At 58.8% G+C, this 25,553-nt stretch carries 26 protein-coding genes; 17 read left to right on the top strand and 9 right to left on the bottom strand.

The window, feature by feature from the left end; all coding sequences use genetic code 11:
* Nucleotides 1-69: 69 nt before the first annotated feature.
* Together G5306_RS16215 and G5306_RS16210 are read left to right on the top strand one after the other, a co-directional pair.
* Nucleotides 70-2,658: an ATP-binding protein gene (locus G5306_RS16215; RefSeq protein WP_421313167.1), complete on the top strand. Its 2,589-nt coding sequence runs from the start codon at nt 70-72 to the stop codon at nt 2,656-2,658.
* A 58-nt stretch (nt 2,659-2,716) separates the two neighbouring features.
* Complete coding sequence (locus G5306_RS16210) at nt 2,717-3,400, top strand: response regulator (protein ID WP_421313166.1); 684 nt, start codon at nt 2,717-2,719, stop codon at nt 3,398-3,400.
* 4 nt (nt 3,401-3,404) lie between these two features.
* Here the strand turns inward: G5306_RS16210 and G5306_RS16205 are convergent, their stop codons facing one another.
* Nucleotides 3,405-4,532: a multidrug effflux MFS transporter gene (locus G5306_RS16205; protein WP_421313164.1), complete on the bottom strand. Its 1,128-nt coding sequence runs from the start codon at nt 4,530-4,532 to the stop codon at nt 3,405-3,407.
* A gap of 92 nt (nt 4,533-4,624) precedes the next feature.
* On the opposite strand from G5306_RS16205, the gene G5306_RS16200 reads away from it, so the two are divergent.
* Nucleotides 4,625-5,449, top strand: a complete 825-nt coding sequence (locus tag G5306_RS16200; protein WP_108614335.1) for an AraC family transcriptional regulator — start codon at nt 4,625-4,627, stop codon at nt 5,447-5,449.
* On the opposite strand, the gene G5306_RS16195 is transcribed toward G5306_RS16200, so the two are convergent.
* Nucleotides 5,379-5,612: a hypothetical protein gene (locus tag G5306_RS16195; RefSeq protein WP_100652158.1), complete on the bottom strand. Its 234-nt coding sequence runs from the start codon at nt 5,610-5,612 to the stop codon at nt 5,379-5,381. The two genes, G5306_RS16200 and G5306_RS16195, sit on opposite strands and share 71 nt — an antisense overlap.
* A 293-nt stretch (nt 5,613-5,905) precedes the next feature.
* Between G5306_RS16195 and G5306_RS16190 the strand changes: the two genes are divergently transcribed.
* Nucleotides 5,906-7,156 carry a valine--pyruvate transaminase gene (locus G5306_RS16190; RefSeq protein ID WP_127007973.1) on the top strand — a complete coding sequence of 417 codons (1,251 nt, stop codon included), beginning with the start codon at nt 5,906-5,908 and terminating at the stop codon, nt 7,154-7,156.
* A gap of 72 nt (nt 7,157-7,228) precedes the next feature.
* On the opposite strand, the gene G5306_RS16185 is transcribed toward G5306_RS16190, so the two are convergent.
* Nucleotides 7,229-7,669: an Hsp20 family protein gene (locus G5306_RS16185; protein WP_100644735.1), complete on the bottom strand. Its 441-nt coding sequence runs from the start codon at nt 7,667-7,669 to the stop codon at nt 7,229-7,231.
* 92 nt (nt 7,670-7,761) lie between these two features.
* Nucleotides 7,762-8,175: an Hsp20 family protein gene (locus G5306_RS16180; RefSeq protein WP_005307125.1), complete on the bottom strand. Its 414-nt coding sequence runs from the start codon at nt 8,173-8,175 to the stop codon at nt 7,762-7,764.
* A 280-nt stretch (nt 8,176-8,455) separates the two neighbouring features.
* Between G5306_RS16180 and G5306_RS16175 the strand changes: the two genes are divergently transcribed.
* From G5306_RS16175 to G5306_RS16160, 4 genes are all read left to right on the top strand, one after another.
* Nucleotides 8,456-9,226 carry an MBL fold metallo-hydrolase gene (locus G5306_RS16175; RefSeq protein ID WP_421313163.1) on the top strand — a complete coding sequence of 257 codons (771 nt, stop codon included), beginning with the start codon at nt 8,456-8,458 and terminating at the stop codon, nt 9,224-9,226.
* A 95-nt stretch (nt 9,227-9,321) separates the two neighbouring features.
* A complete protein-coding gene (locus G5306_RS16170) occupies nt 9,322-10,281 on the top strand; it encodes a helix-turn-helix domain-containing protein (protein WP_421313161.1) in 960 nt (319 codons plus the stop codon).
* Between the two features lie 65 nt (nt 10,282-10,346).
* Nucleotides 10,347-11,051: a helix-turn-helix transcriptional regulator gene (locus tag G5306_RS16165; protein WP_421313160.1), complete on the top strand. Its 705-nt coding sequence runs from the start codon at nt 10,347-10,349 to the stop codon at nt 11,049-11,051.
* Between the two features lie 66 nt (nt 11,052-11,117).
* Entirely contained in the window at nt 11,118-11,495 is a 378-nt protein-coding gene (locus tag G5306_RS16160; RefSeq protein WP_421313158.1) for a VOC family protein, read from the top strand.
* Nucleotides 11,496-11,610: 115 nt separating this feature from the next.
* Here G5306_RS16160 and gyrB read toward each other — a convergent pair whose 3' ends face one another.
* From gyrB to dnaA, 4 genes are all read right to left on the bottom strand, one after another.
* On the bottom strand, nt 11,611-14,022 hold the full coding sequence (gyrB, locus tag G5306_RS16155) for a DNA topoisomerase (ATP-hydrolyzing) subunit B (protein WP_005357188.1): 2,412 nt from the start codon (nt 14,020-14,022) through the stop codon (nt 11,611-11,613).
* Nucleotides 14,019-15,122 carry a DNA replication/repair protein RecF gene (gene recF, locus G5306_RS16150; protein ID WP_005339305.1) on the bottom strand — a complete coding sequence of 368 codons (1,104 nt, stop codon included), beginning with the start codon at nt 15,120-15,122 and terminating at the stop codon, nt 14,019-14,021. Before recF ends, gyrB begins: the two co-directional genes overlap by 4 nt.
* Nucleotides 15,123-15,124: 2 nt before the next feature.
* Nucleotides 15,125-16,228, bottom strand: a complete 1,104-nt coding sequence (gene dnaN / locus G5306_RS16145; RefSeq protein WP_005339306.1) for a DNA polymerase III subunit beta — start codon at nt 16,226-16,228, stop codon at nt 15,125-15,127.
* 83 nt (nt 16,229-16,311) lie between these two features.
* On the bottom strand, nt 16,312-17,682 hold the full coding sequence (dnaA, locus tag G5306_RS16140) for a chromosomal replication initiator protein DnaA (protein ID WP_005339307.1): 1,371 nt from the start codon (nt 17,680-17,682) through the stop codon (nt 16,312-16,314).
* Between the two features lie 311 nt (nt 17,683-17,993).
* Here dnaA and G5306_RS16135 point away from each other — a divergent pair, with 311 nt between their 5' ends.
* The 9 genes from G5306_RS16135 to G5306_RS16095 all read left to right on the top strand — a co-directional run bounded on the left by G5306_RS16135 (nt 17,994) and on the right by G5306_RS16095 (nt 24,614).
* Entirely contained in the window at nt 17,994-18,752 is a 759-nt protein-coding gene (locus tag G5306_RS16135; RefSeq protein ID WP_005339308.1) for an amino acid ABC transporter substrate-binding protein, read from the top strand.
* Nucleotides 18,753-19,421: an amino acid ABC transporter permease gene (locus G5306_RS16130; RefSeq protein ID WP_019445518.1), complete on the top strand. Its 669-nt coding sequence runs from the start codon at nt 18,753-18,755 to the stop codon at nt 19,419-19,421. It begins immediately after the preceding gene.
* Nucleotides 19,422-19,433: 12 nt separating this feature from the next.
* Nucleotides 19,434-20,168 (top strand): amino acid ABC transporter ATP-binding protein, encoded by a 735-nt coding sequence (locus G5306_RS16125; protein ID WP_069555114.1) that lies wholly within the window; start codon nt 19,434-19,436, stop codon nt 20,166-20,168.
* 270 nt (nt 20,169-20,438) lie between these two features.
* A complete protein-coding gene (gene rpmH, locus G5306_RS16120) occupies nt 20,439-20,573 on the top strand; it encodes a 50S ribosomal protein L34 (protein ID WP_005307156.1) in 135 nt (44 codons plus the stop codon).
* Nucleotides 20,573-20,932 (top strand): ribonuclease P protein component, encoded by a 360-nt coding sequence (rnpA, locus tag G5306_RS16115; RefSeq protein WP_005342318.1) that lies wholly within the window; start codon nt 20,573-20,575, stop codon nt 20,930-20,932. The genes rpmH and rnpA overlap by 1 nt, the downstream gene beginning before the upstream one ends.
* Nucleotides 20,899-21,147, top strand: coding sequence for a membrane protein insertion efficiency factor YidD (gene yidD, locus G5306_RS16110; RefSeq protein WP_075116235.1), 249 nt, complete (start codon nt 20,899-20,901; stop codon nt 21,145-21,147). The genes rnpA and yidD overlap by 34 nt, the downstream gene beginning before the upstream one ends.
* Nucleotides 21,148-21,152: 5 nt before the next feature.
* Nucleotides 21,153-22,799, top strand: coding sequence for a membrane protein insertase YidC (gene yidC / locus G5306_RS16105; RefSeq protein ID WP_216949902.1), 1,647 nt, complete (start codon nt 21,153-21,155; stop codon nt 22,797-22,799).
* 99 nt (nt 22,800-22,898) lie between these two features.
* Nucleotides 22,899-24,260: a tRNA uridine-5-carboxymethylaminomethyl(34) synthesis GTPase MnmE gene (gene mnmE, locus G5306_RS16100; RefSeq protein WP_106844446.1), complete on the top strand. Its 1,362-nt coding sequence runs from the start codon at nt 22,899-22,901 to the stop codon at nt 24,258-24,260.
* 162 nt (nt 24,261-24,422) lie between these two features.
* A complete protein-coding gene (locus G5306_RS16095) occupies nt 24,423-24,614 on the top strand; it encodes a hypothetical protein (protein WP_421206808.1) in 192 nt (63 codons plus the stop codon).
* On the opposite strand, the gene G5306_RS16090 is transcribed toward G5306_RS16095, so the two are convergent.
* On the bottom strand, nt 24,567-25,547 hold the full coding sequence (locus G5306_RS16090; RefSeq protein WP_421313156.1) for a hypothetical protein: 981 nt from the start codon (nt 25,545-25,547) through the stop codon (nt 24,567-24,569). The genes G5306_RS16095 and G5306_RS16090 overlap by 48 nt on opposite strands.
* Nucleotides 25,548-25,553 lie beyond the last annotated feature (6 nt).

Below are 25,553 nucleotides of genomic sequence, written 5' to 3'. Positions count from 1 at the left end.
TAGGGATAACAATGGCTGATGTAGCAAGCGCTGACGCCCTGCTGACAAGTTTGATGCAGGAGCATGGGGATGCGTGATGAGGTAAGGGCCGACGCCCTGCTGGCGAGCCTGGAACAGGAGCACAAGGGCAAGCTGAAGGTGTTTCTCGGGGCCGCTCCCGGCGTCGGCAAGACCTACGCCATGCTGCAGGCGGTGCGGGAGCAGGCCAAAGAGGGGGTAGACATCCTGATCGGCGTGGTGGAGACCCACGGCCGGCAGGAGACCCTGGCTCTGCTCGACAAGCTCGCCATCATGCCGCGCAAGATCCACATGCACCGCCAGCAGCGACTGGAGGAGATGGATCTCGACGGCCTGCTCGCCCGCAAACCGGCCATCGCCGTGGTGGACGAACTGGCACACAGCAACGCCCCCGGCAGCCGCCACGAGAAGCGTTGGCAGGATGTAGAGGAGCTGCTCAACGCCGGGATCGACGTCTACAGCACCCTCAACGTGCAGCATCTGGAGAGTCTCAACGATCTGGTGTGGCAGCTGACCGGGGTCAGGGTGAAAGAGACCCTGCCCGATCAGGTGCTGCTGGAAGCCGACAGTCTGGTGCTGATCGACCTGCCCCCCAAGGAGCTGCTCGGCCGCCTCAAGGAGGGCAAGGTCTATGTGCCCCATCAGGCCAAGGCTGCCCTGCAATCCTTCTTCTCCCTCAACAACCTCACCGCATTGCGGGAGCTGGCGATGCAGACCGCCGCCAGCCATGTGGAGGGCGATCTGCAACTGCAGTGGCAGGCTGCAGGCAAGAGCACCTTGCCGCTACGGGGCAAGCTGATGGTTTGCCTCGGTGACCTGCACGGCTCGGCGCTGGTGCGCTACGGCCACCGCTTTGCCCAGCGCCGCCAACTCCCCTGGCTGGTAGTGCATGTCGACAGCAATGGCCGCCGCTCGGCCGATGTGGAGCAGGCGCTGGCGCTCGCCTCCCACCTCGGTGCCAAGGTGCTGACCCTCTCCAGTCCGGCGGTCGCCAACACCCTGCTGGAGACCGCCGAACAGCAGCAGGTCTCCCAGCTGCTGCTCGGCAAACCCCACAAGGCACCGTGGCGTCGCTCGCTGGTGCAACACCTGCTCAAGCAGGCTCAGGGGCTCGAAATCACGTTGGTCGATACCGAGAAGCAGAAGCCCGAAGTGGGGATGCGCATCCCGACCCCGAAGGATATTCACCACAGCCTGCTGGCGGTGACCATCATGGGGATCACCTCGGCTGCCGCCTGGGGGCTCTCCTACTGGCTACCACCCGCAGCGTTGCCGCTCATCTTCGTGCTGGGGGTGCTGGCGACGGCCCTCACCACCAGCCTAGTACCCGCCACGCTGGCGGCGGTGCTGGGCTTTATCGCCCACAATCTGCTCTTCACCGCCCCCTACTTCTCCCTGAGCGTCGCCAACCACAGCGATCTGCTCACCCTGTTTGTGCTGCTTATCGTCGGCATGACGGCGGGGCGCCTAGCCTCCCGCCAGCGGCAACAGCTGATCGGTCTGCGCGAGACCCAGCAGTTGGGCAATGCATTGCTCTCCCTCAGTCAGGGGCTGGCGACCGCCAGCAGCCCGGAGGAGGTGCTCAGACAAGGTGCCCAGGCCATTTCACTGGCACTAGGCCAGCCAACCGTGGTGATCGACAAAGAGTTCAACGACAGGCTCGGCAACGAGAAGCACAGGCCCGGCCAGACCGACAAGGCGGCCATCGACTGGTGTCTGGCCCAGAAGCAGAGCGCCGGGGCCCACACCGCCACCCTCAATGCCGCCGAGGCCCAGTATCACCATCTCAGCGATGACCTGGTGATCGGTATAACGCTGGCCAATCCGCTCTCCTCCTCTGCCGAGCATCAGCTGCAGGCGCTGCTCACCGACATTCGCGCCGCACTGGCGCGGATCGACCTCAACGAGCGGCTGGCCGACAGCCAGTTGCAGGCTGAGACCGACCGGATGCGCGCAGCCTTGCTCTCCTCGGTCTCCCACGATTTGAAGACCCCCTTGGCGACCATCATGGGGGCTGGCAGCACCCTGCTGGAATATGGTGACCGGATTCCCGCCGAAGACCGTGACGAACTGCTCCACTCGGTACAGGAGGAGGCACGCCGCCTCCACAGCTATGTGCAGAATCTGCTGGATATGACCCGCATCGGCTCCCCCGACTTCCAGCTGAAACGGGACTGGGTCGATCTGGCGGATCTGGTGGAGAGCGCCCGCAAGCGGCTCGACTCCTCCTGGCGCCAGCACAAGCTGCTGGTCCATTTCGATCAGCATGTGCCCCAGCTCTATGTCCATGGCGCCCTGATCGAGCAGGTGCTGGTCAACATCCTCGACAACGCCTCCCGCTACTCGCCGGCAGGCACCCCCATCGAGTTCAAGGTGATGGTGGCCGAACCCGACCTCATCATCGACATCATCGATATCGGGGTCGGTATCGCCGAGTCGGATCGGGAGAAGATCTTCAACCTCTTCTACACCCAGCCGGTGGGCGATTGCGGCAGCCGTGGCACCGGGCTTGGCCTCGCCATTTCCCGCGCTATGATAGAGGCCCACGGCGGCAAGATTTGGGCCTTCTCCGGCCCCAATGGCAACGGAACCTGCATGCGCATCTCCCTGCCGCTCGCTCTCAATTCACCGGAGGTCTGATGGCTGACCGCCAGCTCGGGTCACTCAGCCCCTCCCACCATTCGCCTCTGGAGGTTCGATGGCGCACATTCTGGTCATAGATGATGAAGCGGCGATCCGTCGCTTTCTGCGGATCAGCCTGATTGCCGAGGGGCATCAGGTGAGTGAGGCGGTGGGGGTCAATGAAGGGCTGGAGCAGTATCGCCACCTCAACCCCGATCTGGTGATCCTCGATCTCGGTCTGCCGGATGGCGATGGCATTCAGGTGTTGCAGGCCATTCGCGAACACCACCCCAATCCGGTGCTGGTGCTGTCGGCCCGCGATTCGGAGCAGGAGAAGGTGCGGCTGCTGGATGCCGGCGCCAACGACTACATGAGCAAGCCGTTCGGCATCGGCGAGATGATGGCCCGCATCCGTGTGCTCTTGCGCCAGCGGGCTGGCGTCAGCAGCGGCGAGCAGCGCCACTTCCCCCAATGCGGCCTGACGCTTGATATCAGCAGCCACAAGGTGACCATGAAAGACGAGGAGATCCCTCTCTCCCGCAAGGAGTTCGCCCTGTTGCAGGCGCTGGTGTGCCACCCAGGCAAGCTGGTGATGCAGACCCAGCTGCTCAATGACATCTGGGGGCCGAGCCACAAGGAGGACACCCACTACCTGCGCATCGTCATCGCCAGCCTGCGCAAAAAGCTGGGGGATAACCCCCAGCAACCGACGCTTATCGAGACCGAATCCGGTATCGGCTACCGCTTTATCGGCAACTGATGTTTCACGTGGAACGGCGCCCGCAGCAAATCAGCGCCAGCAGACCGCAACCACTCAGCAACAGGCCGAGATCCTGCAATCCGGCCGCTACCGCCAACCCCAGACTGAGCATCAGGTAATAACCAAGCCCAAACAGAGCGCCAGCACTGCCCGCTACTTCGCGATAGGCCAGCAGCGCCTGACTCAGCACATTGGGGATAGCCAGCCCGAAGGCCACCACCACACCCATCATGGGCAACAGGAACCAGAGGCTGGACTGACTCGCCCAGACCAGCAGCCCGGCGACCAGCGCCAGAGCGCAAGCCAACCTGACCAGAGAGGACGGCAGCCACCCCCTCCCCAGCAGATGCTTGTTAAGCAGGCTGCCGAGCAGAGTCGCCAGCGCCAGCAAGATCCCCGAATAGCCAAACTCGCCGGTGCTCAATCCCAATCCGGCAAACAGGAACGGGGCCAGACTGTAGTAGCCAAACAGCATGGTGTTGAACAGGGCGACCAGCATGGCACTGCGCCAGAGCCCGCCATCTTTCATCATCCGACATGCCAGCGGCCAGAGTGCGACTTGCCGGGTGGTGGCCGGACGGGTTTCCGGCAGTTGCCAGCAGGTCACCAGCAGCAAGCCTACCGCCAGTACCAGCAGACCGCTGAACACCCCGAGATAGCCGAACCCGCTCGCCAGCTGGCCGCCACTGAGCAACCCCAGCACCGGACTGAGTGAGAGCGCAATGCCCATCACCGAGAAGACCCGCGCCAGATCGCAGCCCTGATAGCTATCGCGCAGCATGGTCTGGGTCACCACGGATCCCACCGCAGCGCCAAAGGCCGAGATAACCCGGGCCAGCAGCAGGGTCTCAAACTGATTGGCCAGCAGTGCCAGCAAGGTGCCGACGCCATAGGTGAGCAGACCCGCCAGCATGGCGGGACGCCGCCCGACCAGATCGCAGAGCCGTCCCCAGCAGACCACGCCCACCGCAAACGCCAGAAAATAGACCGAAAGGGTCTGGGATGCCTGCCCTTCGCTCACCCGAAACTGGGTAGCTATGTGGGTCAGGACCGGGCTGTAGATGGTCTCCACAATTTGGGGAAACATCATCAATCCCACCACCAGCCAGAGCGGTGGCAACTTGTTGTTCATGACAAACCTCCTTCACAAGAGGTCGCCATTCTAGAGAGATGCCGACTGTCTGATTACAATAATCAGGACTATAAACATCAAAAATCGGACATATGGCCTTTATTCTTCCCGATCACCCTTTTGACCCCGACCAGCTGACCGGCAGCGTGATCGGCATCGCCTCCGCCCTCGGCTGGCACGACTCGGGCCTGCATCAGCATCAGCGCCATCAGCTGCTGTTCGCCCAATCCGGCTGCATGACCATGGAGCTGGAAGGTCGGGTTTGCCTGCTGCCACCCACCCGCGCCGCCTGGCTGCCTGCAGGCACCTCACACCGGATCTTGATGCGCGGTGTGGTGGCCTACCGCTCCCTCTACTTCCAGCCGCACCCCGAGTTGCCCGGCACGGTCGAAGTGCTGGCGGTCAATCCGCTGCTGCACGAACTGATCGAGCGGATGGCGCTCTGGCCGTGGGACAAACCGCAAGAGCAGCAGCAACGGACGGTTGCACTGTTTATGGAGGAGTTGGGGCAGGCGCCGCGGGAGTCGTGGCAGTTGCCGCTGCCGACCGATCCCAGACTGGGCGACTGGCTACAGCAGTTGAAACGGGGGGATGCCCTGCCCGATCGGCTCAACCGGCTGGCCGAGCGGGTGGGTGCCAGTGACAAGACCATTGGCCGCATCTTCATGCGGGAGACCGGCATGAGCTATCAGGCGTGGCGTCAGCAGTGGCGGCTGTTGCGCGCCATGGAGCTGCTGGCAGAAAGCGAGCCCATCAGCCGGATTGCCGCTGCGCTGGAGTTCTCCAGCGACAGCGCCTTCATCAGCTTCTTCAAACAACATACAGGACAGACCCCCCTGCGCTACCTCAACTCTCGGGGTGAGTCGCCACAGCCTGACTCGCCTCCACCACCAGGGTATCCAGCGCCAGCGGCTTGAGATTGTGCAACGCATCCTTCACCACGGCATGGGATGCCTGTTGCAACTCGCTCTGCACATCCTGCTCCAGCTGGGCACTCTCCAGCTCGGGCCGCGGGTTTTCGTTGGCCATCACGTTCAGGCTCAGGGCACTCACAATCAGGGTAGCGATCAGGCTTTTCATCTGGTTTGCTCCGGTATGGTTGAGATGACCAGATAGCTATTCCAATAGTTGTGCCAATCCTCACGCAATTCATAACATGATGATTTTGTTTAAATTAACTATATCTCGATACCAAATTGAGTCGCAAAATGCATCCCGCGCGGTCATTTTTAAACCAACAGTTGGTGCTTTTAACCACGCTTGATTTTTGCACCATGTTCCACGTGGAACGTCCCATCTTTTTGATCGACACCCGCTTTTAAACTGAGCTATGGTGCTACATCCCCGTAACTCAAATCTGGATCTGTCACTGAATGGAATTTTCCTTGTTCGGCGAGAAGTTCACTCGCCACGCCGGCATTACCCAACTCATGGATGACCTCAATCAGGGGCTGACCAATCCGGACGCCATCATGCTGGGTGGCGGCAATCCAGCCCCCATCCCCGCCATGCTGGAACGCTTTCAGGCCGAGGCCAAGAGCCTGCTCGACAACGGCGAGCTGGTCAAAGCGATGGCCAACTACGACGGCCCACAGGGCAAAGACAGGTTCACCAAAGCGCTGGCAGCCCTGCTCAGCAAGGAGCTGGGCTGGGATATCTCGGCTCGCAATATCGCCCTGACCAACGGCAGTCAGAATGCCTTCTTCTACCTGTTCAACCTGCTGGCCGGTGAATTTGCCGATGGCCGCAAGAAAAAGGTGCTGTTCCCGCTCGCCCCCGAATACATCGGCTATGCCGACTCGGCGCTGGCCGACGACTACTTCGTGGCTTACAAACCCACCATCGAGAAGCTGCCCGATGGCCAGTTCAAATACCATGTGGATTTCGAGAGTCTGCAGGTAGGTGACGATATCGGGGTGATCTGCGTCTCCCGCCCGACCAACCCGACAGGCAATGTGCTGACCGACGAAGAGATCGAACACCTCGATCAGATCGCCCGCGACAAGGGAATCCCGCTGCTGATCGACAACGCCTACGGCGTCCCCTTCCCGGGCATCATCTTCAGCGAAGCCAAGCCATTCTGGAACGCCAACACCATCCTTTGCATGAGCCTCTCCAAGCTGGGCCTGCCGGGCACCCGTTGCGGCATCGTCATCGCTGACGAGAAGATCATTCAGGCCATCACCAACCTGAGCGGCATCATCAATCTGGCGCCGGGCAGTCTGGGCCCCGCCATCACCATCCCGATGATCGAGAGCGGCGAGATCATCGCCCTCAGCGAACAGGTGGTGAAGCCCTTCTATCAGCAGAAGGCGGAGCTGGCGGTGCAGTTGCTGCGCGAAGCGATCCCTGACCCGCGCTTCCATATTCACAAACCGGAAGGTGCCCTCTTCCTCTGGCTCTGGTTTGAAGGCTTGCCGATCCACTGTCAGGAGCTGTACGAGCGACTGAAGGCGAAGAACCTGCTGATCGTGCCGGGTCACTACTTCTTCCCCGGCATCGACGACCCCGAGTGGCGCCACAGCCAGGAGTGCATTCGCCTCAACTACTCCCAGAGCGAGGAGCTGGTGCGTCGCGGCATCGCCATTCTGGCCGACGAGATCAACACCCTCTACGCCGGTTAATCCAATCCAGCGATACAAAAACACAAAGGCCTGCAGATGCAGGCCTTTATTGTTTATCGCGATCCGGTTTGCTTAGCCGGGCAACGCCAGCTGCTCGGGTTTACCGATGGGAATGGCCCGAGGCTTGAGCGCCTCCGGCAGTTCGCGCGCCAGCTCGATGGTCAGCAGACCATGCTCCAGCTTGGCGCCCTGCACTTCCACATGCTGGCTCAGCTTGAAGGCGAGCTCGAAGTCGCGCTCGGCGATCCCCTGATGGAGGAACTGACGCTCACCGGCCGCAGCCCCTTTGCACCCCTTCACCTTGAGGGTGCCGTTTTCGGTCTCCAGCTCCAGCTCTTCGCGCTCGAAGCCAGCCACGGCGACCGTAATGCGATAGCCATCCTGATCGCGCTTTTCAATGTTGTAAGGGGGGTAAGCCGCGGTCTTCTGCTCGAACAGACCTTCCAGCTCACGGGCCATCCGCTCGAAGCCGACGGCGTTGGAATAGAGATGAGAAAAATCGAGGTTACGCATATTCCTATCCTTCTAATAAGCAACAGGTTCAACTCTCCACAGGCCCGTCATCGGCACCCGGGAAATTTTAAAATTTCAGTGAATTCAGACTATCAGCCGTTAATCTCGATCTTGCGCGGCTTCATCGCCTCGGGCACTTCACGCACCAGATCGATGTGCAGCAAGCCGTTTTTCAGGTCGGCCCCTTTCACCCGTACATAGTCGGCCAGCTGGAAGCGGCGCTCAAAACCACGCTCGGCGATCCCCTGATAGAGATAGTTGCGCTCGGTATCGGCCTGCTTGTTGCCCTTCACCGTCAACAGATTTTCCTGGAAGCTCAGCTCCAGCTCTTCCTGGGTAAAGCCCGCTACCGCCATGCTGATGCGGTAGTCGTTGTCACCCAGTTGCTCGATGTTGTACGGGGGATAACCGGCATTGCCATTGCTGGCCGCAGATTCGATGAGATTGGCCAGACGATCGAAACCGATGGCAGAACGATAGAGCGGAGAAAAGTCGATAGAACGCATAGTATTACCCTCTTATGAGCGATAACGGATTGTTTGCCCTCCTTATGGACGGGCGCCTGGTCGAAACCTCTGTCGAGCGTTCCGGCCTTGTTACCTATATAGGGGCTCACTTTTTCCTTTCAAGGGGATTTTTTCAAATTTTTTAAATGGCCGCACCGACCTGTAGAACATCAACCTGTTGGCCCGATAGTGATGATAATCGACCCGTGGGCCACTGATGGCAATGCGCTCCGCACTCCATAATTGGTTGCATATCCACCAGCCAACATGGAGCCATCTCATGAAGATTACCCAGGTTCGTAACGCCACCTTGCTGCTCGACTATGCCGGCACCCGCTTTCTGATCGACCCCATGCTCTCGGCCAAGGGAGCCTTCCCCGGCTTTGAGGGCACCGCCAACAGCCATCTGCGCAATCCGCTGGTCGAGCTGCCGCTACCGATCGATGAGCTGGTCGATGTGGATGCCGTTATCGTCACCCACGACCATCCAGACCACTGGGATGATGCCGCCAGAGCCCTGATCCCCAAGCATCTGCCGCTCTTGGTGCAACATCAGAAAGATGCCGATGCCATTCGTGCCAGTGGCTTTGAGGATGTGAGGCTGCTGAGCGACCAGCCCGAGTTTGCTGGCATTCGCCTGCAGCAGACTGGTGGCCAGCACGGCAGCGACCAGTTGATGGCGGTACTGGGCGAACGCATGGGAGAGGTATGCGGCGTGGTCTTCTCCCACCCCGATGAACAGTGCCTCTATCTGGCCGGTGACACCATCTGGCATCCCCGGGTCGAGCAAGCCCTGCAACAGCATCAGCCCGAGGTCATCATCCTCAACTGTGGCGATGCACAGGTGCCCGGGCTCGGTTCCATCATCATGGGCAAGGAGGATGTCGCCGCCGTTTATCAGGCCGCACCGCAAGCCACGCTGATCGCCAGCCATATGGAGGCGGTCAACCACGCCGTGCTGTCACGTCAGGAACTTCATACCTATCTGACCGAGCGAGGCATGATGGATCGGGTGCGGATACCGGCGGATGGCGAGGCTCTCTCGCTGTAACTGACTGGGCCATGCCGAACAGCGCGCACGGCCCTTCGGCTTTCACTGCCAAATGCTTATGATGAGAGGTCTGCGCGTAGAGAGGAGCCAACTCCATGACCACCCCGATCGTTGCCGTGGTGACCTTTGATCACTTCAGCCCTTTTCACTGCGCCGTCCCCTGCCTCATCTTCGGCGATATTCTGCCGGGCCAGCCGCTGTTCGAGCTCAAGATCTGCTGCGGCGATGGCAACCGCCACGCACACTCGGCACAAGGCTTCACCATTCAGGCTCCCTATGGGCTGGAGGTGCTGGCCGAGGCGGAGGTCATCGTCATCCCCTTCTGGCACGACCCGGCAGCACGGCCACCCGCAGCGCTGCTCGATGCCCTGATTGCCGCCAGAGCCAGAGGTGCCCGGCTGGTCGGGCTCTGTCTTGGCACCTATGTGCTCGCCTACGCCGGCCTACTTAATGGTCGCAAAGCATCGACCCACTGGGAGTACGAACAGGATTTCTGCCGCCGCTTTCCCTGCGTGCAGCTCGATACCAACGCCCTCTATGTCGATGACGATGGGCTGGTCACCTCGGCAGGCACTGCCGCCGGGTTGGACTGCTGCCTCTATCTGGTACGCCAGTACCACGGCTCGGCCATCGCCAACAAGGTGGCGCGGCGGCTGGTGATCCCGCCCCACCGGGAAGGGGGTCAGGCCCAGTTTATCGAGCAGCCGGTGCCCGCCTCCACCCGCGATGTCCGGATGAACCAGTTGCTCGACCACCTGCGTGCCCATCTGGCCGAGCCTCACACCCTGGATTCTCTGGCAGCCCATACCCTGATGAGTCGGCGCACCTTTACCCGCCGTTTTCATCAGGCAACCGGCCTCTCGGTGGGTGAATGGCTGCTGGCGGAGCGGCTCAGGCGCAGTCAGGAGCTGCTGGAGGTAAGCGGCCATTCCATCGAGCGCATCGCCGAGCTGGTCGGCTTCAAGAGTGCCACCTCTCTGCGCAACCACTTCCGCGGCCGCTTTGCCATCTCCCCCAGCGAGTGGCGACGATCTTTTCGCGGCAACAATGTCTGATGACATCCTCTATACCCGCTCACTCCGCTATGGCAGGCTAACCAGAGATCCCGAGGAGTCATTCCATGTCCCGTTCCGAACGCCTGCTGACCCTGCTCCAGCTGCTGCGCGGCCACCGTTACGCCATCACTGGCGCGGAGCTGGCCAGCCAGCTTGGCATCTGCCTGCGCACCCTCTATCGGGATATCGCCACCCTGCAGGCACAAGGTGCCCATATCGAAGGCGAACCGGGGATCGGCTATGTGCTGCGTCCCGGCTTCATGCTGCCGCCACTGATGTTCAGTGAAGAGGAGCTGGATGCGCTGGTGCTGGGGTCGCGCTGGGTAGTCGCCCACGGTGACGGAGCCTTGAGTGCATCGGCCAGCAGTGCGCTGGCCAAGATAGAAGCCGTGCTGCCCGCCGGCTATCGCCAGCAGCTCCAGAGCAATGCCCTGCTGATCGGCACCTCCCGCGACGACAGCCTCACCGATGAAGCCCCGCTGCGCAGCGCCATCCGCCAGCAACGCAAGGTGAGCCTGAGCTATCGGGATCTCAATGAGGAGAGTTCGGAGCGCACCGTCTGGCCCTGTGCCCTCGGCTACTTCGACCAGGTACGGGTACTGGTGGCCTGGTGCGAACTGCGTCAGGGCTTTCGCCACTTTCGGGTGGATCGCATCACCCGGATGCAACCGCAAGATTGCCGCTATCCAAAAAGCAGAGAGAGCCTGCTGAAGGAGTGGCGCGCCACCCAGCAGATCCCGCAGCCGAAATTCATTGCTGACAGAAACTGACAGCAGGTAGCGCCATGCTGACGGGGTCGGCGCTGATGCGCCATCTCATCAGCAAGGAGCATCACCATGTTAGTCCCCCAGTTCACCATCCTCTACGTTACCAATCCGACCCGCAGCGCGCTCTTCTACCGCGAGTTGTTCGGGCGTGAACCGGTGGAGGAGTCACCTACCTTTGCCATGTTCGTATTCGAATCTGGCGCCAGACTGGCACTCTGGTCCAGCGCCACAGTTGAACCTGCCGTGACCCAAACGGCCGGAGCAATGGAGCTGGCCTTCGCCCTCCCCGATGATGATGCCGTCGATCGCCTGTCTGCCGAGTGGCTGGCGCGCGGGCTCCCCCTGATCCAGGCGCCGACCAAGATGGAGTTTGGCTACACCTGCATGGCGCTCGATCCGGATGGCCATCGTCTGCGCCTCTACTGCCCGACCCCCGAACTGGGCTGAGCCGGCACCATCAAGACGGAGCCATGTTTCACGTGGAACGTGCACCTCCTTCGCCAGAAAAACAAAAAGCCGCTCACAGGGAGCGGCTTTTTTATATCGAACTGACAGCGTCGAATTAGACGTCGAGGTTGGCTACGCGCAGGGCGTTGGTCTCGATAAAGTCGCGACGCGGCTCTACTGCATCCCCCATCAGGGTGGAGAAGAGCTGGTCGGCACCGACGGCATCGTCGATGGTGACGCGCAGCATGCGGCGAGCTTCCGGATCCATGGTGGTTTCCCACAGCTGGTCCGGGTTCATCTCGCCCAGCCCTTTGTAGCGCTGGATATAGATGCCGCGTTTGCCTTCACCCATCAGCCACTCGACGGCTTCCACGAAGTTGGCAACCGGCTTGACCTTCTCGCCACGCTTGATGAAACCACCTTCCTCGATCAGGTTGGCGATCTCCTTGCCCAGAGAAACCAGCTGACGGTACTCACCGGACTGCAGGAAGTCGTAGCTGAGCGGGTATTCGCGGTCAACCCCGTGCTGACGTACCACTGCGTGCGGCACGTACAGGCTGCGCTCTTCATCACGACGAACCTGGATCTGGTACTGGATACCGTGGTTGCTCTCGTTGAGCACGGCTTCCATCCCCTGACACCAGGCCAGCAGATCGCTCTCGCTGTTCAGCAGCGCTTCGTTCAACTCCGGCTGATAGATCAGCTGGGTCAGCACGGCTTCCGGCGCACGACGAGACATGCGGGTGATCAGGTGAGTCACCGAGCGGTGCTGGTTGACCAGGCGCTCCAGTGCCTCGCCACCGATAGCCGGGGCAGACTCGTTGACGTGCAGAGTGGCACCATCCAGCGCCATGGCGGTCTGGTACTGCAGCAGCGCGTCTTCGTCTTTCAGATACTGCTCCTGCTTGCCCTTCTTCACTTTGTAGAGCGGCGGCTGGGCGATGTAGACGTAGCCACGTTCGATGATTTCCGGCATCTGACGATAGAAGAAGGTCAGCAGCAGGGTTCGGATGTGCGCACCATCGACGTCCGCATCGGTCATGATGATGATGTTGTGATAACGCAGCTTGTCCGGGTTGTACTCGTCGCGACCGATACCGCAACCCAGTGCGGTGATCAGGGTGCCCACCTCTTGCGAGGAGATCATCTTGTCGAAACGGGCCTTCTCTACGTTCAGGATCTTGCCCTTGAGCGGCAGGATGGCCTGGTTCTTACGGTTGCGACCCTGCTTGGCGGAACCGCCAGCAGAGTCCCCTTCCACTATGTAGAGTTCGGAGAGAGCCGGGTCTTTTTCCTGACAGTCAGCCAGCTTGCCGGGCAGACCGGCGATATCCAGCGCGCCTTTGCGGCGGGTCAGTTCGCGGGCTTTGCGGGCCGCTTCACGGGCACGGGCCGCATCGATGATCTTGTTGACCACGATCTTGGCATCGCCCGGGTTTTCCAGCAGGAAGTCCGCCAGCTTCTCACCCATCGCCTGCTCAACTGCGGTCTTCACTTCGGAAGAGACCAGCTTGTCTTTGGTCTGGGAGGAGAACTTGGGATCCGGCACCTTGACGGAGATAACGGCAATCAGACCTTCACGCACGTCGTCGCCACTGGCGGCAGACTTGGCCTTCTTGCTGTAGTCCTCTTTGTCCATATAGGAGTTCAGAGTACGGGTCAGCGCGGTACGGAAACCAACGAGGTGAGTACCACCATCCCGCTGCGGGATGTTGTTGGTGAAGCAGTAGACCCCTTCCTGATAGGCGTCGTTCCACTGCATCGCCACTTCCACGCCGATACCATCCTGCTCGGTGGTGAAATGGAACACCTTCGGATGGATCGGGGTCTTGTTCTGGTTCAGGTATTCAACGAATGCCTTGATGCCACCCTCGTAGCAGAAATGCGCCTCGCGGCCATCACGCTCGTCTTGCAGACGGATGGAGACACCGGAGTTGAGGAAGGAGAGCTCACGCAGGCGCTTGGCCAGGATCTCGTAGTGGAACAGGGTATCGCTGAAAATGGCAGGGCTCGGCCAGAAGCGAACTTCGGTACCGGTGCCGGTGCTGTCGCCAATCTGCTTGAGCGGCGCTTGTGGCTCACCCAGATGATAGGTTTGCTCGTAGACGTGACCGTTACGACGAATGGTCAGCAACAGCTTGTCAGAGAGGGCGTTAACGACGGAGACACCCACGCCATGCAGGCCGCCGGATACCTTGTAGGAGTTGTCATCAAACTTACCGCCTGCGTGCAGCACGGTCATGATGACCTCTGCGGCGGAGCGGCCCTCCTCCTCGTGCATGTCTACCGGGATACCCCGGCCATTGTCACGCACAGAGACAGAACCGTCGGAATGGATCTTGACCAGAATATCGGAGCAGTAGCCAGCGAGCGCCTCGTCAATGGAGTTATCGACGACCTCGAACACCATGTGGTGCAGACCCGAGCCATCATCCGTATCGCCGATATACATCCCCGGGCGCTTGCGGACCGCATCCAGGCCCTTCAGCACCTTGATATTCGAGGAGTCGTAAGTATTTTCACTCATAGCTTACTCTCTGCCTTCTCTAACGTTTCGGAGATTTTACCCTGTTCCACGTGGAACAACTTACAGTCATTCGCATCCATCATGTCTGCGAGCTGACCGGTGTCGATGGCAGTGATAAACACCTGGGACGCACACTGCTTCAGCCTTGCGGCCAGCAAGCGGCGCTTGTCGACATCCAGTTCAGAGGCAAAATCGTCAATTAAAAAAATACAGCCACGGCTGCTATGTTGATTCAAATAGAGCCCTTGGGCCAGTCGCATGGCGCAGACCAGCAACTTCAGCTGACCCCGGGACAAAATATCCTGAGCGGGTACCCCGTTCGCCTTGAGGCGCACATCGGCTTTCTGTGGACCGACACCGGTATAGCCCAGCGCCCGATCCCGCTCAAACCCCGCCTCCAGCAGATCGCCGAGGGGAGTATCTTTCTCCCAGCCCCGGTAAAAGCCGAGACTGATATCGAATTCCGGCAGAAAATCCGCCGTCATCTCCTTGATCAGGGGCGTAATGGCCTGACAATAACTGGCGCGAAACTCGGCCAGCTCACCACCCAGCCGCACCAATTCCTGATCCCAGAACGCCAGCTGGCGGTACTGGGTGCTCTGGCGCAGCAGCGCATTGCGCTGTTTCAGCAGCCGCCGCACTCGCCCCCACAGGGCAAAGAAGGTTGGCTCCTGATGGAAAACGCCCCAATCGAGCCAGGCGCGGCGAGCCTGAGGCCCGCCCGTCAGCAAGTTGAAACCATCGGGATGGATCAACTGCACCGGCAACAGCTCCGCCAAATCGGCCAGCCGCTGGGCCTGTGCCCCGGCAATCTTGAGCTGGGTCTCGCCACTCTTGTCTTTGGCAAGACCGATCGGTACCTGACGTCCCTCCAGCTCGCACTGGGCAAACAGGGTAAAGGCCCTCTCCCCCTGGCGGATGACCCGCCCGGTCAAATGAGTGCGAAAGGAGCGCCCCAGACCAAGGTAGTGAATGGCTTCCAGCACGCTGGTCTTGCCGCTGCCATTGCACCCGACCAGAATGTTGAGGCCGGGCGACAGCTTGAGACTGGCTTGCTGGATATTGCGAAAATCGCTGAGCTGGAGTTTGACCAGGGACACGACTAGATCCGCATCGGCATCACCACGTACTGAGCATCCTGATGTTCAAAATCCTCAATAATGGCACTGCTGATGGAATCGCTCAGGCTAATCCGAATTTGGTCACATTTTAACGTATTCAGCACGTCGAGCACATAAGAGACGTTAAAGCCGATCTCCATCTCGCCAGCGGCATATTGTACGTCAAGCAGCTCTTCGGCTTCTTCCTGTTCCGGGTTGTTGGCGGTGATGCGCAGCAGGTTTTCCTGCAGATTGAGACGCACCCCACGGAATTTCTCGTTGGAGAGGATAGCGGCACGGGCAAACGCCTGACGCAGATCCTCACGGCCGGCGATCAAGGCCTTGTCGCTGTTGCGCGGAATGACGCGGCGCCAGTCCGGGAAGCGACCATCCACCAGCTTGGAGGTGAAGATGAAGCCGTCGAGGGCTGCACGCAGGTTGCTGCGACCGATCTGCAGACGTACCGGCTTGTCTTCCGCTTCCAGCAGACGCACCAGCTCCAGTACCCCTTTGCGCGGCAGGATAACCTGATGATCGGGCAGCGATTCCCCGACCACCTCGCGGCGGCAGGTAGCCAGACGGTGACCATCGGTCGCCACGGTGCGCAGACCGTGACCTTCGCTCTCGAACAGCATACCGTTCAGGTAGTAACGAACATCCTGGCTGGCCATGGAGAACTGGGTCGCATCGATCAGCTTCTTCAGCTCCAGCTGGCTGATATCGAACTCGAGCACGGATTCCCAATCCTCGATGTTCGGATACTCGGTCGCCGGCAGGGTCGATAGGTTGAAGCGGGAACGACCGGACCGGATGATCAGGCGCTCGCCTTCGGTATTGAGACGGATCTCGGCGCCTTCCGGCAGACCACGGCAGATATCCAGCAGCTTGCGCGCCGGTACTGTGGTGCGGCCATCTTCGCTGGCCCCATTCAGATAGACCTGACCGATCATCTCTACTTCGAGATCGGTACCGGTCAGTGACAGCAGACCGTTGCTGACATCAAGCAGCACGTTGCCGAGGATCGGCAGGGTCGGTCGGCCGCCGAGGGCGCCGGACACCAGTTGCAGAGGACGTAACAGGGCCTCACGGCTAATTTCGAGCTGCATCTGTGCTCTCCGTTGTGATTAGGAGGAAAAGATTCGGATCAGGTTGGAATATTCGCGCTGCATCTGTCCACTCGATTCCGTTATCAGGAAGAAAGGGTACGGATCAGGTTGGAATAGTCCTCCTTGATGTCGTGACTCTCCTCCTTCAGCTGCTCGATCTTGCGGCAGGCATGAAGAACGGTAGTGTGGTCACGGCCACCAAAGGCATCACCTATCTCCGGCAAACTGTGGTTGGTCAGCTCCTTGGCCAGAGCCATCGCCAGCTGGCGCGGACGGGCAACAGAGCGGGAACGACGCTTGGAGAGCAGATCCGCCAGCTTGATCTTGTAGTACTCCGCCACCGTCTTCTGGATGTTGTCGATGGTGACCAGCTTCTCCTGCAGTGCCAACAGGTCGCGCAGCGCTTCGCGCACGAAATCAATATTGATGGCACGGCCGGTGAAGTTGGCGTTGGCGATCACCCGGTTGAGGGCGCCTTCCAGTTCACGGACGTTGGATCGCAGACGTTTGGCAATGAAGAAGGCCACTTCGTCCGGCAGATGGATCTGGTTCTCGTCTGCCTTGCGCATCAGGATCGCGACACGGGTCTCCAGCTCCGGCGGTTCGATCGCCACGGTCAGGCCCCAGCCGAAGCGGGACTTGAGGCGATCCTCGACACCGTTGATCTCCTTCGGATAGCGATCCGAGGTCAGGATGATCTGCTGGTTACCTTCCAGCAAGGCATTGAAGGTATGGAAGAACTCCTCCTGGGAGCGCTCCTTGTTGGCGAAGAACTGGATGTCATCGATGAGCAGGGCATCGACGCTGCGGTAGTAACGCTTGAACTCTTCAATGGCGTTGTTTTGCAGCGCTTTCACCATGTCCTGAACAAACCGCTCGGAGTGCATATAGATGACTTTGGCATCTTTTTTACTCTCCTTGATGGCATTGCCAACGGCGTGCAGCAGGTGGGTTTTACCCAGGCCAGTGCCGCCATAGAGGAACAGCGGGTTGTAAGCACCACCCGGATTGTCCGCTACCTGACGGGCAGCCGCACGCGCCAACTGGTTGGACTTACCCTCGACGAAATTCTCGAAGGTATAGTTCACGTTGGTGTTGCTCTTGTGGTTCGGCTCGGGCTTGGCTTCAGCCTTGCTTTCCCAGCTCTTCTGCAAGTTATTCACAGGCGCGGCACCCTGTACCGGCGCTCTGGCGACAGCAACAGGATGAGGACGATTGCCTATATCAAAACGCAGGGCGGGGCCGTCGACCCCGCAGAGTTCGTTGATGATGCCGTTAACCCGGATGAGATACTTGTCTCGTACCCAGTCCAGAACAAAGCGATTCGGTGCATACAGGGTCAGAGTATTGTCACTCAACTCCGCTTGAAGCGGCCGGATCCACATGCTGAATTCTGCCGAGGGCAACTCATCTTGCAGCCGGTTAAGGCACTGCTGCCATAGCGAAGCAGTCACTCTAAACTCCTGTCGATTGATTAACTAAAGACCGGCTATTCTACGTTTTTAGCCGCCGGATCTCCAGCCATCGCCCGGTGGATCCAGCAAATAAGATCCTTGACTTTCAAGGATCCAGCGCCTTTGGATCGGATTTCATCCCCAAAGTTACCCACAGCTTGATCCACCGTCCGGATTGGTCGATCCCTTACTTCTCTCCTGTTATTTCATATAACCAAATGTCATTTATTTTTTAAATTTTATTCCAATAACATCAGGGTCAAACCAGTTATTACAACTACAAATACAAGACATTGAGAGAGAGAAACACCATGAAAACATCCATCAAACTGATTTCCGGCGCAGCCATCCTGCTCGCCACCCTGTCCGGTCAGGCCATCGCCCAGGAGACCATCAAGGTCGGCATGTCTGGCAAATATTTCCCGTTCACCTTCGTCAAGCAGGACAAGCTGCAGGGCTTTGAAGTGGATATGTGGAACCAGATCGGCGAGCGTACCGGCTACAAGGTCGAATTCGTGACCGCCAGCTTCTCCGGCCTGTTTGGCATGCTGGAAACCGGCCGCATCGATACCATCTCCAACCAGATCACCATCACCGACGAGCGCAAGGCGAAGTACGACTTCTCCCAGCCTTACGTCTATGACGGCGCCCAGATCGTGGTACGCAAGGGCAACAGCACCATCCACGGTATCAAGGATCTGGAAGGCAAGAAGGTGGCCGTGAACCTGGGTTCCAACTTCGAAGAGCTGCTGCGCAAGAACGACCCGAACAAAAAGATCGACATCCGCACCTATGACTCCGCCTTCGAGCAGGATGTCGCGCTGGGTCGCATCGATGCCTTCGTGATGGACCGCGTCTCCACCGCCCAGCTGATCAAAGAGTCCAAGCTGCCGCTGCAACAGGCTGGCGCACCGTTCGAGACTATCGAGAACGCCCTGCCCTTCCTGAAGACCCCGGAGAAACAGGCGCTGCTGAAGAAGGTCGACGAGGCCCTGACCGCCATGCGCAAGGATGGCTCCCTGCGTCAGATCTCCGAGAAATGGTTCGCTTCCGACATCACCGACAAATAAATGATGGAATTTGACCTCGAATACACGCTGGGGCTGTTTCCCATCCTGCTCAAATATCTGGGCACCACGATGGAAATGGCCCTGTGGGGATTCGTGCTGGCACTCGTACTCTCGCTGGCCCTGGCGATAGTACGGGTGTTTCGCGTCCCCGCGATTCACTGGCTGGCAATGCTCTATATCTCGTTCTTTCGGGGTACACCGCTACTCGTTCAGCTGTTCCTGCTCTACTACGGACTGCCGCAGCTGTTCCCGATCTTCGTGGGGATGGATGCCTTTACTGCCGCCATCGTCGGTCTGACCCTGCACTTCGCCGCCTACATGGCCGAGTCGATCCGCGCAGCCATCCTCGGCATTCACAAAAGCCAGATGGAAGCGGCGCTCAGTATCGGCATGAGCCGTTATCAGGCGATGCAGCGGATCATCCTGCCGCAGGCGGCCCGTATCGCCACCCCGTCGCTGATGAACTACTTCATCGATATGATCAAGAGCACCTCGCTGGCGTTCACCCTGGGGGTGGCCGAGATCATGGGCAAGGCGCAGATGGAAGCCTCCTCCTCCTTCAAGTTCTTCGAGAGCTTTATGGCGGTGGCGCTGATCTACTGGGTAGTGGTGATCTTCTTTACCCGCTTGCAGCATCTGCTGGAAGTCCGTCTCAACCGTGCCTATTAAAGGAGGGCGTTCATGATCAAGCTAACCGGCCTCTCCAAGGCATATCACGGCAATCAGGTGCTCAACAGCATCGATCTGGAGGTCAAAAAGGGGGAAATTGTCGTCATCATCGGCCCCTCCGGCACCGGCAAGTCGACCCTGTTGCGCTGCCTGAACCTGCTGGAGACCCCGGATGCGGGCACCCTTGCCATCGACGATCTCGAGCTGAATCTGGCCAAGGCCAGCGAACAGCAGGCGATCGAGCTGCGCAAGCGGGCCTCCTTCGTGTTCCAGAACTACGCCCTTTTTGCCAACAAAACAGCGCTCGACAACATCGCCGAAGGGCTGATCACCGTCTGGAAGCAGCCAAAAGCGGAGGCCCGCGCCACAGCGCTCGGCATCCTCAAGGACATTGGCCTCGCCGACAAGCAGGATGCCTATCCGGCCTCTCTCTCCGGTGGCCAACAACAACGGGTCGGCATTGGCCGCGCCATGGCGGCCCACTCCAAGGTGATCCTGTTTGATGAGCCCACCTCGGCCCTCGATCCCGAGTGGGTCGACGAGGTTTTGGGACTGATGAAGGAGTTGGCCCGCCAGCACCAGACCATGGTGGTGGTGACTCATGAGATTGAATTTGCTCGTGATGTTGCCGATCGAGTGATCTTCATGGAAGGGGGGCGGATCGTCGAGCAGGGCCCGCCGGATCAGATATTGGTCGATCCCAAGGATCCCCGTACCCGGGAGTTCTTGCGGAAAGTCCTTAAATAGCTCTCTCTTTGGCGGCCTGGCCGCCTTTTTTATTGAGGGATCCCTTGTTTAACCCCAGGTAGCCAGTATAATCCGGAGCCCTTGATCCTCTGGATCCTCACGCTCGGCAGTGGCCTTTTCAAGACCACGGCAGGATGAGAGGGAACGGCGGATTGACTAAAAGCCGAACTCTGTTTAGAATTCGGCCTCTTTTGCTAGTCGTCACACGCTATAGCTGGCGCGTCGGCTAAGTGTGACAATCAAAACTGTACAGAAATACGGAATCGAATCATGAAACGTACTTTTCAACCGTCCAACCTGAAGCGCAAGCGCTCTCACGGTTTCCGCGCCCGCATGGCAACTGCCAACGGTCGTAAAGTTCTGGCCGCTCGTCGTGCCAAGGGTCGTGCCCGCCTGGTAGTCTAATGCCTACCCAGCACACCTTCTCTCGGGAGTTACGTCTGTTAACTCCCGAACACTTCAAACGCGTTTTCGCCGAGCCTGTCCGGGCCGCCTCTCCGCAGATTACCCTTCTCGCTTCTCCCAATTCGCTCGAACACCCTCGTCTTGGTCTCGCTGTGCCCAAAAAAGCACTCAAGCGTGCCGTTTGGCGTAATCGTGTCAAACGGGTGGTTCGGGAAAGTTTCCGCCTCAAACAACATCAGCTGCCCGCTATCGACATCGTGGTGATCGCCAAGGCCGGTGTGAAAGAGATGGATAACGAGGAACTGTTCAAGTTACTGGAAAAGCTATGGCGCACCCTGTCACGCCGTTGCAATGGGTAGCTATCAAACTGATACGCCTGTATCAGCTAATCATTAGCCCTCTGCTCGGGCCGCGCTGCCGTTTTACCCCAACTTGTTCCCAATTTGCGATAGAAGCCATCCGACTTCACGGTTTCATAAAAGGCGTTTGGTTAGCCAGCAAACGTCTATTAAAATGCCATCCCTTATCCGAGGGTGGTTATGACCCGGTTCCGCAACCAAAGCGAAGAAACTGAAAACTATGGAATCACAACGCAATCTACTCCTGATCGGTTTGCTGTTCGTGAGCTTTCTGCTCTGGCAACAGTGGGAGTCCGACAAGGCTCCGAAGCCGGCCCCGACTACCGTGGCCCAAACCGAACATTTCGTACCTGAAGCCGGTCAGACCGGTGATATTCCTCAGGTTTCCGAGCAAGCCAATGCGACTGCCGCACGCAAGCTGATCACCGTCTCCTCTGACGTGCTCAAGCTGACCCTGGATACCCAGGGTGGCGACATCGTGTCTGCCGAACTGCTGTCTCACAAACTGGAAGAGGGCAAGGACCAACCGTTCGTGCTGCTGACCAGCAAGCCTGAGCACCTCTATATCGCCCAGAGCGGTCTGGTGGGTCGCAACGGTCCGGACAGTCAGGCCGAAGGTCGTCCTACCTATGAAGCCGCCCAGACCAGCTATCAGCTGGCCGATGGTCAGGATCAAGTCGTCGTTCCGATGACCTGGACCGACAGCAAGGGCGTGGTCTTCACCAAGGAGTTCATCCTCAAGCGTGGCGACTATGCCGTTGGCGTCGACTACAAGATCGACAACAAATCTGCCGAGCCGGTTCAGGTGCAGTTCTATGGTCAGCTGAAGCAGACCGTAGCCACACCGAAGGATCAGGAAGGTCATGCCATGGTAGCCAGCGCTTACCGTGGTGGTGCCTTCTCCACTGAAGATACCCGCTACAAGAAGTACACCTTCGACGAGATGAAGGATGCCGACCTGAACAAGACCACCAAAGGTGGTTGGGTCGCCATGCTGCAACACTACTTCGTCTCTGCCTGGGCACCAAATGCCGACGATACCAACAGCTTCTACAGCCGTGTGATCCCGGGCAAAGGCCAGGCCATCATCGGTTACAAGGCGCCGCTGGTTGACGTGGCTGCCGGCCAACAGGCTGAAGTGACCAGCAAGCTGTGGGTCGGTCCCAAGCTGCAAGACCAGATGGCCAAGGTGGCTAACCACCTCGACCTGACCGTCGACTACGGCTGGCTGTGGTTCATCGCCCAACCGCTGCACTGGCTGCTGACCGTGTTCCACGGTTTCGTCCAGAACTGGGGTCTGGCCATCATCATGCTGACCCTGCTGGTGCGCGGCATCATGTTCCCGCTGACCAAGGCCCAGTACACCTCCATGGCCAAGATGCGCATGCTGCAACCCAAGATTGCGGCCCTGCGCGAGCGCTTCGGCGACGACCGCCAGAAGATGTCTCAGGGCATGATGGAGCTGTACAAGAAGGAAAAGGTCAACCCGCTGGGTGGCTGCCTGCCGATCCTGGTTCAGATGCCGATCTTCATCGCCCTTTACTGGGCACTGATGGAGTCCGTTGAACTGCGTCACGCACCGTTTGCCCTGTGGATCACTGACCTGTCAGTGAAGGACCCCTTCTTCGTGCTGCCAATCCTCATGGGTGCCTCCATGTGGTATCTGCAGAAGATGAGCCCGACCACCATCACCGACCCGATGCAGCAGAAAGTGATGCAGTTCATGCCGATCATCTTCACTTTCATGTTCCTCTGGTTCCCGGCTGGCCTGACTCTCTACTGGCTGGTGAGCAACGTCATCTCCATCATCCAGCAGACCATCATCTATCGTCAGCTGGAGAAGAAAGGACTGCATTCACGCAGCTAATCTTCCCGTGATGACAAAAGAGGCGGCCTTCGGGCCGCCTTTTTTATTACAATGTCTCCCACTACGTTTTCCTATCAGCGAACAAACGAGCCAAGCAAGATGACAACAGATACGATCGTGGCCCAGGCCACCGCGCCAGGCCGTGGTGGCGTCGGCATAGTCCGGGTCTCCGGCCCCGCCGCCGAACAGGTCGCCGGGATAGTGCTCGGCAAGCTCCCGCGGGTGCGCTACGCCGAATATCTGCCGTTCAAGGATGAGCAAGGCCAGGTACTGGATCAGGGCATCGCCCTGCTGTTCAAAGCCCCCAACAGCTTCACCGGCGAGGACGTGCTGGAGCTGCAGGGCCACGGCGGCCCCGTCATCATGGACATGCTGATCCGCCGCATTCTGAAAATCGATGGCATCCGCCCTGCCCGCCCCGGCGAGTTCAGCGAGCGCGCCTTCATCAACGACAAGCTGGATCTGGCCCAGGCCGAAGCTATCGCTGACCTTATTGAAGCCTCCAGCGAACAGGCCGCCCGCAGCGCCATGCACTCCCTGCAGGGGCAGTTCTCCAGCAAAATCCAGCAACTGGTGGAGAGCCTAATCCGGCTGCGCATCTATGTGGAAGCGGCCATCGACTTCCCGGACGAGGAGATCGACTTCCTCTCCGACGGCAAGGTGGCGGGCGACCTCTACAGCATCATGTCCGAGCTGGACGACGTGCGCGGGGAAGCCAAACAGGGCGCCCTGCTGCGGGAAGGGATGAAGGTGGTGATCGCCGGTCGTCCCAACGCCGGCAAATCGAGCCTGCTCAATGCCCTCGCGGGCCGCGAGTCGGCCATCGTCACCGAGATTGCTGGCACCACCCGCGACGTGCTGCGCGAACACATCCATCTCGATGGCATGCCGCTGCACATCATCGACACCGCCGGTCTGCGCGACACTCAGGACAAGGTGGAGCAGATCGGTATCGAACGCGCCTGGGCCGAGATTGAACAGGCCGATCGGGTGCTGTTTATGGTGGATGGCACCACCACGGATGCGGTTGACCCGCGAGAGATCTGGCCGGAATTTGTTGATCGGTTGCCAAAAAACATCGGCCTCACCGTCATTCGCAACAAGGCCGACCTGACCGGCGAGGATCTGGCACCGAGCCAGGAGCAGGGCCACGCCGTCTACCGCATCTCCGCCAAGACCGAGCTGGGGCTGCCCGCCCTGCGCGAGCACCTGAAAGCCTGCATGGGCTTCCAGGGCAACACCGAAGGGGGCTTTATGGCCCGCCGCCGCCATCTGGATGCGCTGGAGCGCGCCGCCGAGCGCCTGCTGGTGGCCAAGGAGCAACTGGAAGTGTTCGTGGCTGGCGAGCTGGTAGCCGAAGAGCTGCGCCTGGCACAGGAGTCCCTCTCCGAGATCACCGGCGAATTCAGCTCCGACGATCTGCTGGGCCGTATCTTCTCCAGCTTCTGCATCGGCAAGTAATGTGGTGAAAAATCAGCAATAAAAAGCAGCCAGTGAGAACATAAGACATTGTAAATATTGAACTTTGTTTTTTACTGGCTATTCTTGCCTGATCTTGTTTCGTGAGAATTTACCCCGAGAGTACCCCGAAGTAACCTCTCGGGGTACTTTCGGGGGACAATTATGAAGATCAGCATCGAATTCCGCGAACCTGACGCCGAAGGCAAGCGCGCTCTGCGCTTAACCTATTACGCCGGCTCCTACCTTGAACCAACCACGGGCATCCGCAAGCACAAACGCAACTGCGCCATCACAATGACCACAGCATCACTTGCTGATGATGTTTTCCACTACACCATAATCAAAGTGGGCTGACGGGAAGTTGCTGTGATATTTCATCGCCTGCTCGACAAACTCATCTGCCAATGGTGCTCGTTGCCGATAGTCATGAAACAGAATGGCCTGGAGATGTCCCAGCTTGCTGCGCTGCTCATCGGAGGGCAAGCCCTCATCATCCAACAGGCAGACTGTGGGCCGCCCCATTAGAATGGACTCGGCGTGTATGGAGGAAGCACCGTTGCACAACACAACATCAGCCTCCTGAATCGCTCGGATCGAGCACTCCTCAGCGGGAATGATGCAATCGGGAAAACGATTATTGAATAATATCTCTACCTGCGCCACGTCCCGCCAAGCAGGTAACTTGACTCTGACATTTTCCGTTATAAGCGGAGCAAAGTAATCGACTATTCCTGAATCACCAAATCTCAGACGCAAGTGTTCAAACATACTGATGAACAGTACAATCCTCGGTTTATTTTTTTGGGCTGGCTGGCTAGGACGAGCACTTTTTGTATGCTTTATCCATCCACTTTCTATGACTTTCGTATGACGACCCAAGGTCGCCTGGAGTGCAGAGGATGAAAAAGGCGTAAGTATGTAGTCAAAAAGATCCAAAAACCTTAGTTCATTGAGATTTTTATCTCCAAAAGGAGTAAGAAGATCATGTGGAATATATATGGATTTCTTAGGTTTTAATTTTTGAATTATTTCTAATGGCGATAAATAATTTGGGTAGTGTTCATTAAATTTTGGCGCCAAAAACTTTGCAACATCTCTAGTTAAATTAGTATGTGCTGATGTAATGTAGACAACATCCTCACCAATAAAGGGGGCAAGTAAATCTTCATCCTGCGCTGTGAGTTGGCCAAAATCCAACTCTGTGACATCATAACCAACCGCCCTAAGGTATTTGCATAAATTAGCCAACACATACTCAGAATCTACGCCTGAGGTAACAATTTTCATGAGGTC

This window comes from Aeromonas sp. 603404, from assembly GCF_049171775.1.
In the GTDB taxonomy this organism is placed as follows: Bacteria; Pseudomonadota; Gammaproteobacteria; order Enterobacterales; family Aeromonadaceae; genus Aeromonas; species Aeromonas veronii_A.
Note: the sequence above shows the minus strand (reverse complement) of the source record. Positions and strands in the feature narration are given on the sequence as shown.

What these genes read in the sequence shown, in the direction of transcription:
- G5306_RS16215 (WP_421313167.1), top strand. Translation starts at nt 70, where the DNA reads ATGCGTGATGAGGTAAGGGCCGACGCCCTGCTGGCGAGCCTGGAACAG.
- G5306_RS16175 (WP_421313163.1), top strand. Translation starts at nt 8,456, where the DNA reads ATGAAGATTACCCAGGTTCGTAACGCCACCTTGCTGCTCGACTATGCC.
- G5306_RS16200 (WP_108614335.1), top strand. Translation starts at nt 4,625, where the DNA reads ATGGCCTTTATTCTTCCCGATCACCCTTTTGACCCCGACCAGCTGACC.
- G5306_RS16190 (WP_127007973.1), top strand. Translation starts at nt 5,906, where the DNA reads ATGGAATTTTCCTTGTTCGGCGAGAAGTTCACTCGCCACGCCGGCATT.
- G5306_RS16180 (WP_005307125.1), bottom strand. Translation starts at nt 8,175, where the DNA reads ATGCGTTCTATCGACTTTTCTCCGCTCTATCGTTCTGCCATCGGTTTC.
- G5306_RS16135 (WP_005339308.1), top strand. Translation starts at nt 17,994, where the DNA reads ATGAAAACATCCATCAAACTGATTTCCGGCGCAGCCATCCTGCTCGCC.
- yidC (WP_216949902.1), top strand. Translation starts at nt 21,153, where the DNA reads ATGGAATCACAACGCAATCTACTCCTGATCGGTTTGCTGTTCGTGAGC.
- G5306_RS16090 (WP_421313156.1), bottom strand. Translation starts at nt 25,547, where the DNA reads ATGAAAATTGTTACCTCAGGCGTAGATTCTGAGTATGTGTTGGCTAAT.
- mnmE (WP_106844446.1), top strand. Translation starts at nt 22,899, where the DNA reads ATGACAACAGATACGATCGTGGCCCAGGCCACCGCGCCAGGCCGTGGT.
- G5306_RS16160 (WP_421313158.1), top strand. Translation starts at nt 11,118, where the DNA reads ATGTTAGTCCCCCAGTTCACCATCCTCTACGTTACCAATCCGACCCGC.
- yidD (WP_075116235.1), top strand. Translation starts at nt 20,899, where the DNA reads ATGGCGCACCCTGTCACGCCGTTGCAATGGGTAGCTATCAAACTGATA.
- rpmH (WP_005307156.1), top strand. Translation starts at nt 20,439, where the DNA reads ATGAAACGTACTTTTCAACCGTCCAACCTGAAGCGCAAGCGCTCTCAC.
- G5306_RS16195 (WP_100652158.1), bottom strand. Translation starts at nt 5,612, where the DNA reads ATGAAAAGCCTGATCGCTACCCTGATTGTGAGTGCCCTGAGCCTGAAC.
- G5306_RS16165 (WP_421313160.1), top strand. Translation starts at nt 10,347, where the DNA reads ATGTCCCGTTCCGAACGCCTGCTGACCCTGCTCCAGCTGCTGCGCGGC.
- G5306_RS16210 (WP_421313166.1), top strand. Translation starts at nt 2,717, where the DNA reads ATGGCGCACATTCTGGTCATAGATGATGAAGCGGCGATCCGTCGCTTT.
- rnpA (WP_005342318.1), top strand. Translation starts at nt 20,573, where the DNA reads ATGCCTACCCAGCACACCTTCTCTCGGGAGTTACGTCTGTTAACTCCC.
- G5306_RS16125 (WP_069555114.1), top strand. Translation starts at nt 19,434, where the DNA reads ATGATCAAGCTAACCGGCCTCTCCAAGGCATATCACGGCAATCAGGTG.
- G5306_RS16205 (WP_421313164.1), bottom strand. Translation starts at nt 4,532, where the DNA reads ATGAACAACAAGTTGCCACCGCTCTGGCTGGTGGTGGGATTGATGATG.
- G5306_RS16095 (WP_421206808.1), top strand. Translation starts at nt 24,423, where the DNA reads ATGAAGATCAGCATCGAATTCCGCGAACCTGACGCCGAAGGCAAGCGC.
- G5306_RS16185 (WP_100644735.1), bottom strand. Translation starts at nt 7,669, where the DNA reads ATGCGTAACCTCGATTTTTCTCATCTCTATTCCAACGCCGTCGGCTTC.
- G5306_RS16170 (WP_421313161.1), top strand. Translation starts at nt 9,322, where the DNA reads ATGACCACCCCGATCGTTGCCGTGGTGACCTTTGATCACTTCAGCCCT.
- dnaN (WP_005339306.1), bottom strand. Translation starts at nt 16,228, where the DNA reads ATGCAGCTCGAAATTAGCCGTGAGGCCCTGTTACGTCCTCTGCAACTG.
- G5306_RS16130 (WP_019445518.1), top strand. Translation starts at nt 18,753, where the DNA reads ATGATGGAATTTGACCTCGAATACACGCTGGGGCTGTTTCCCATCCTG.
- gyrB (WP_005357188.1), bottom strand. Translation starts at nt 14,022, where the DNA reads ATGAGTGAAAATACTTACGACTCCTCGAATATCAAGGTGCTGAAGGGC.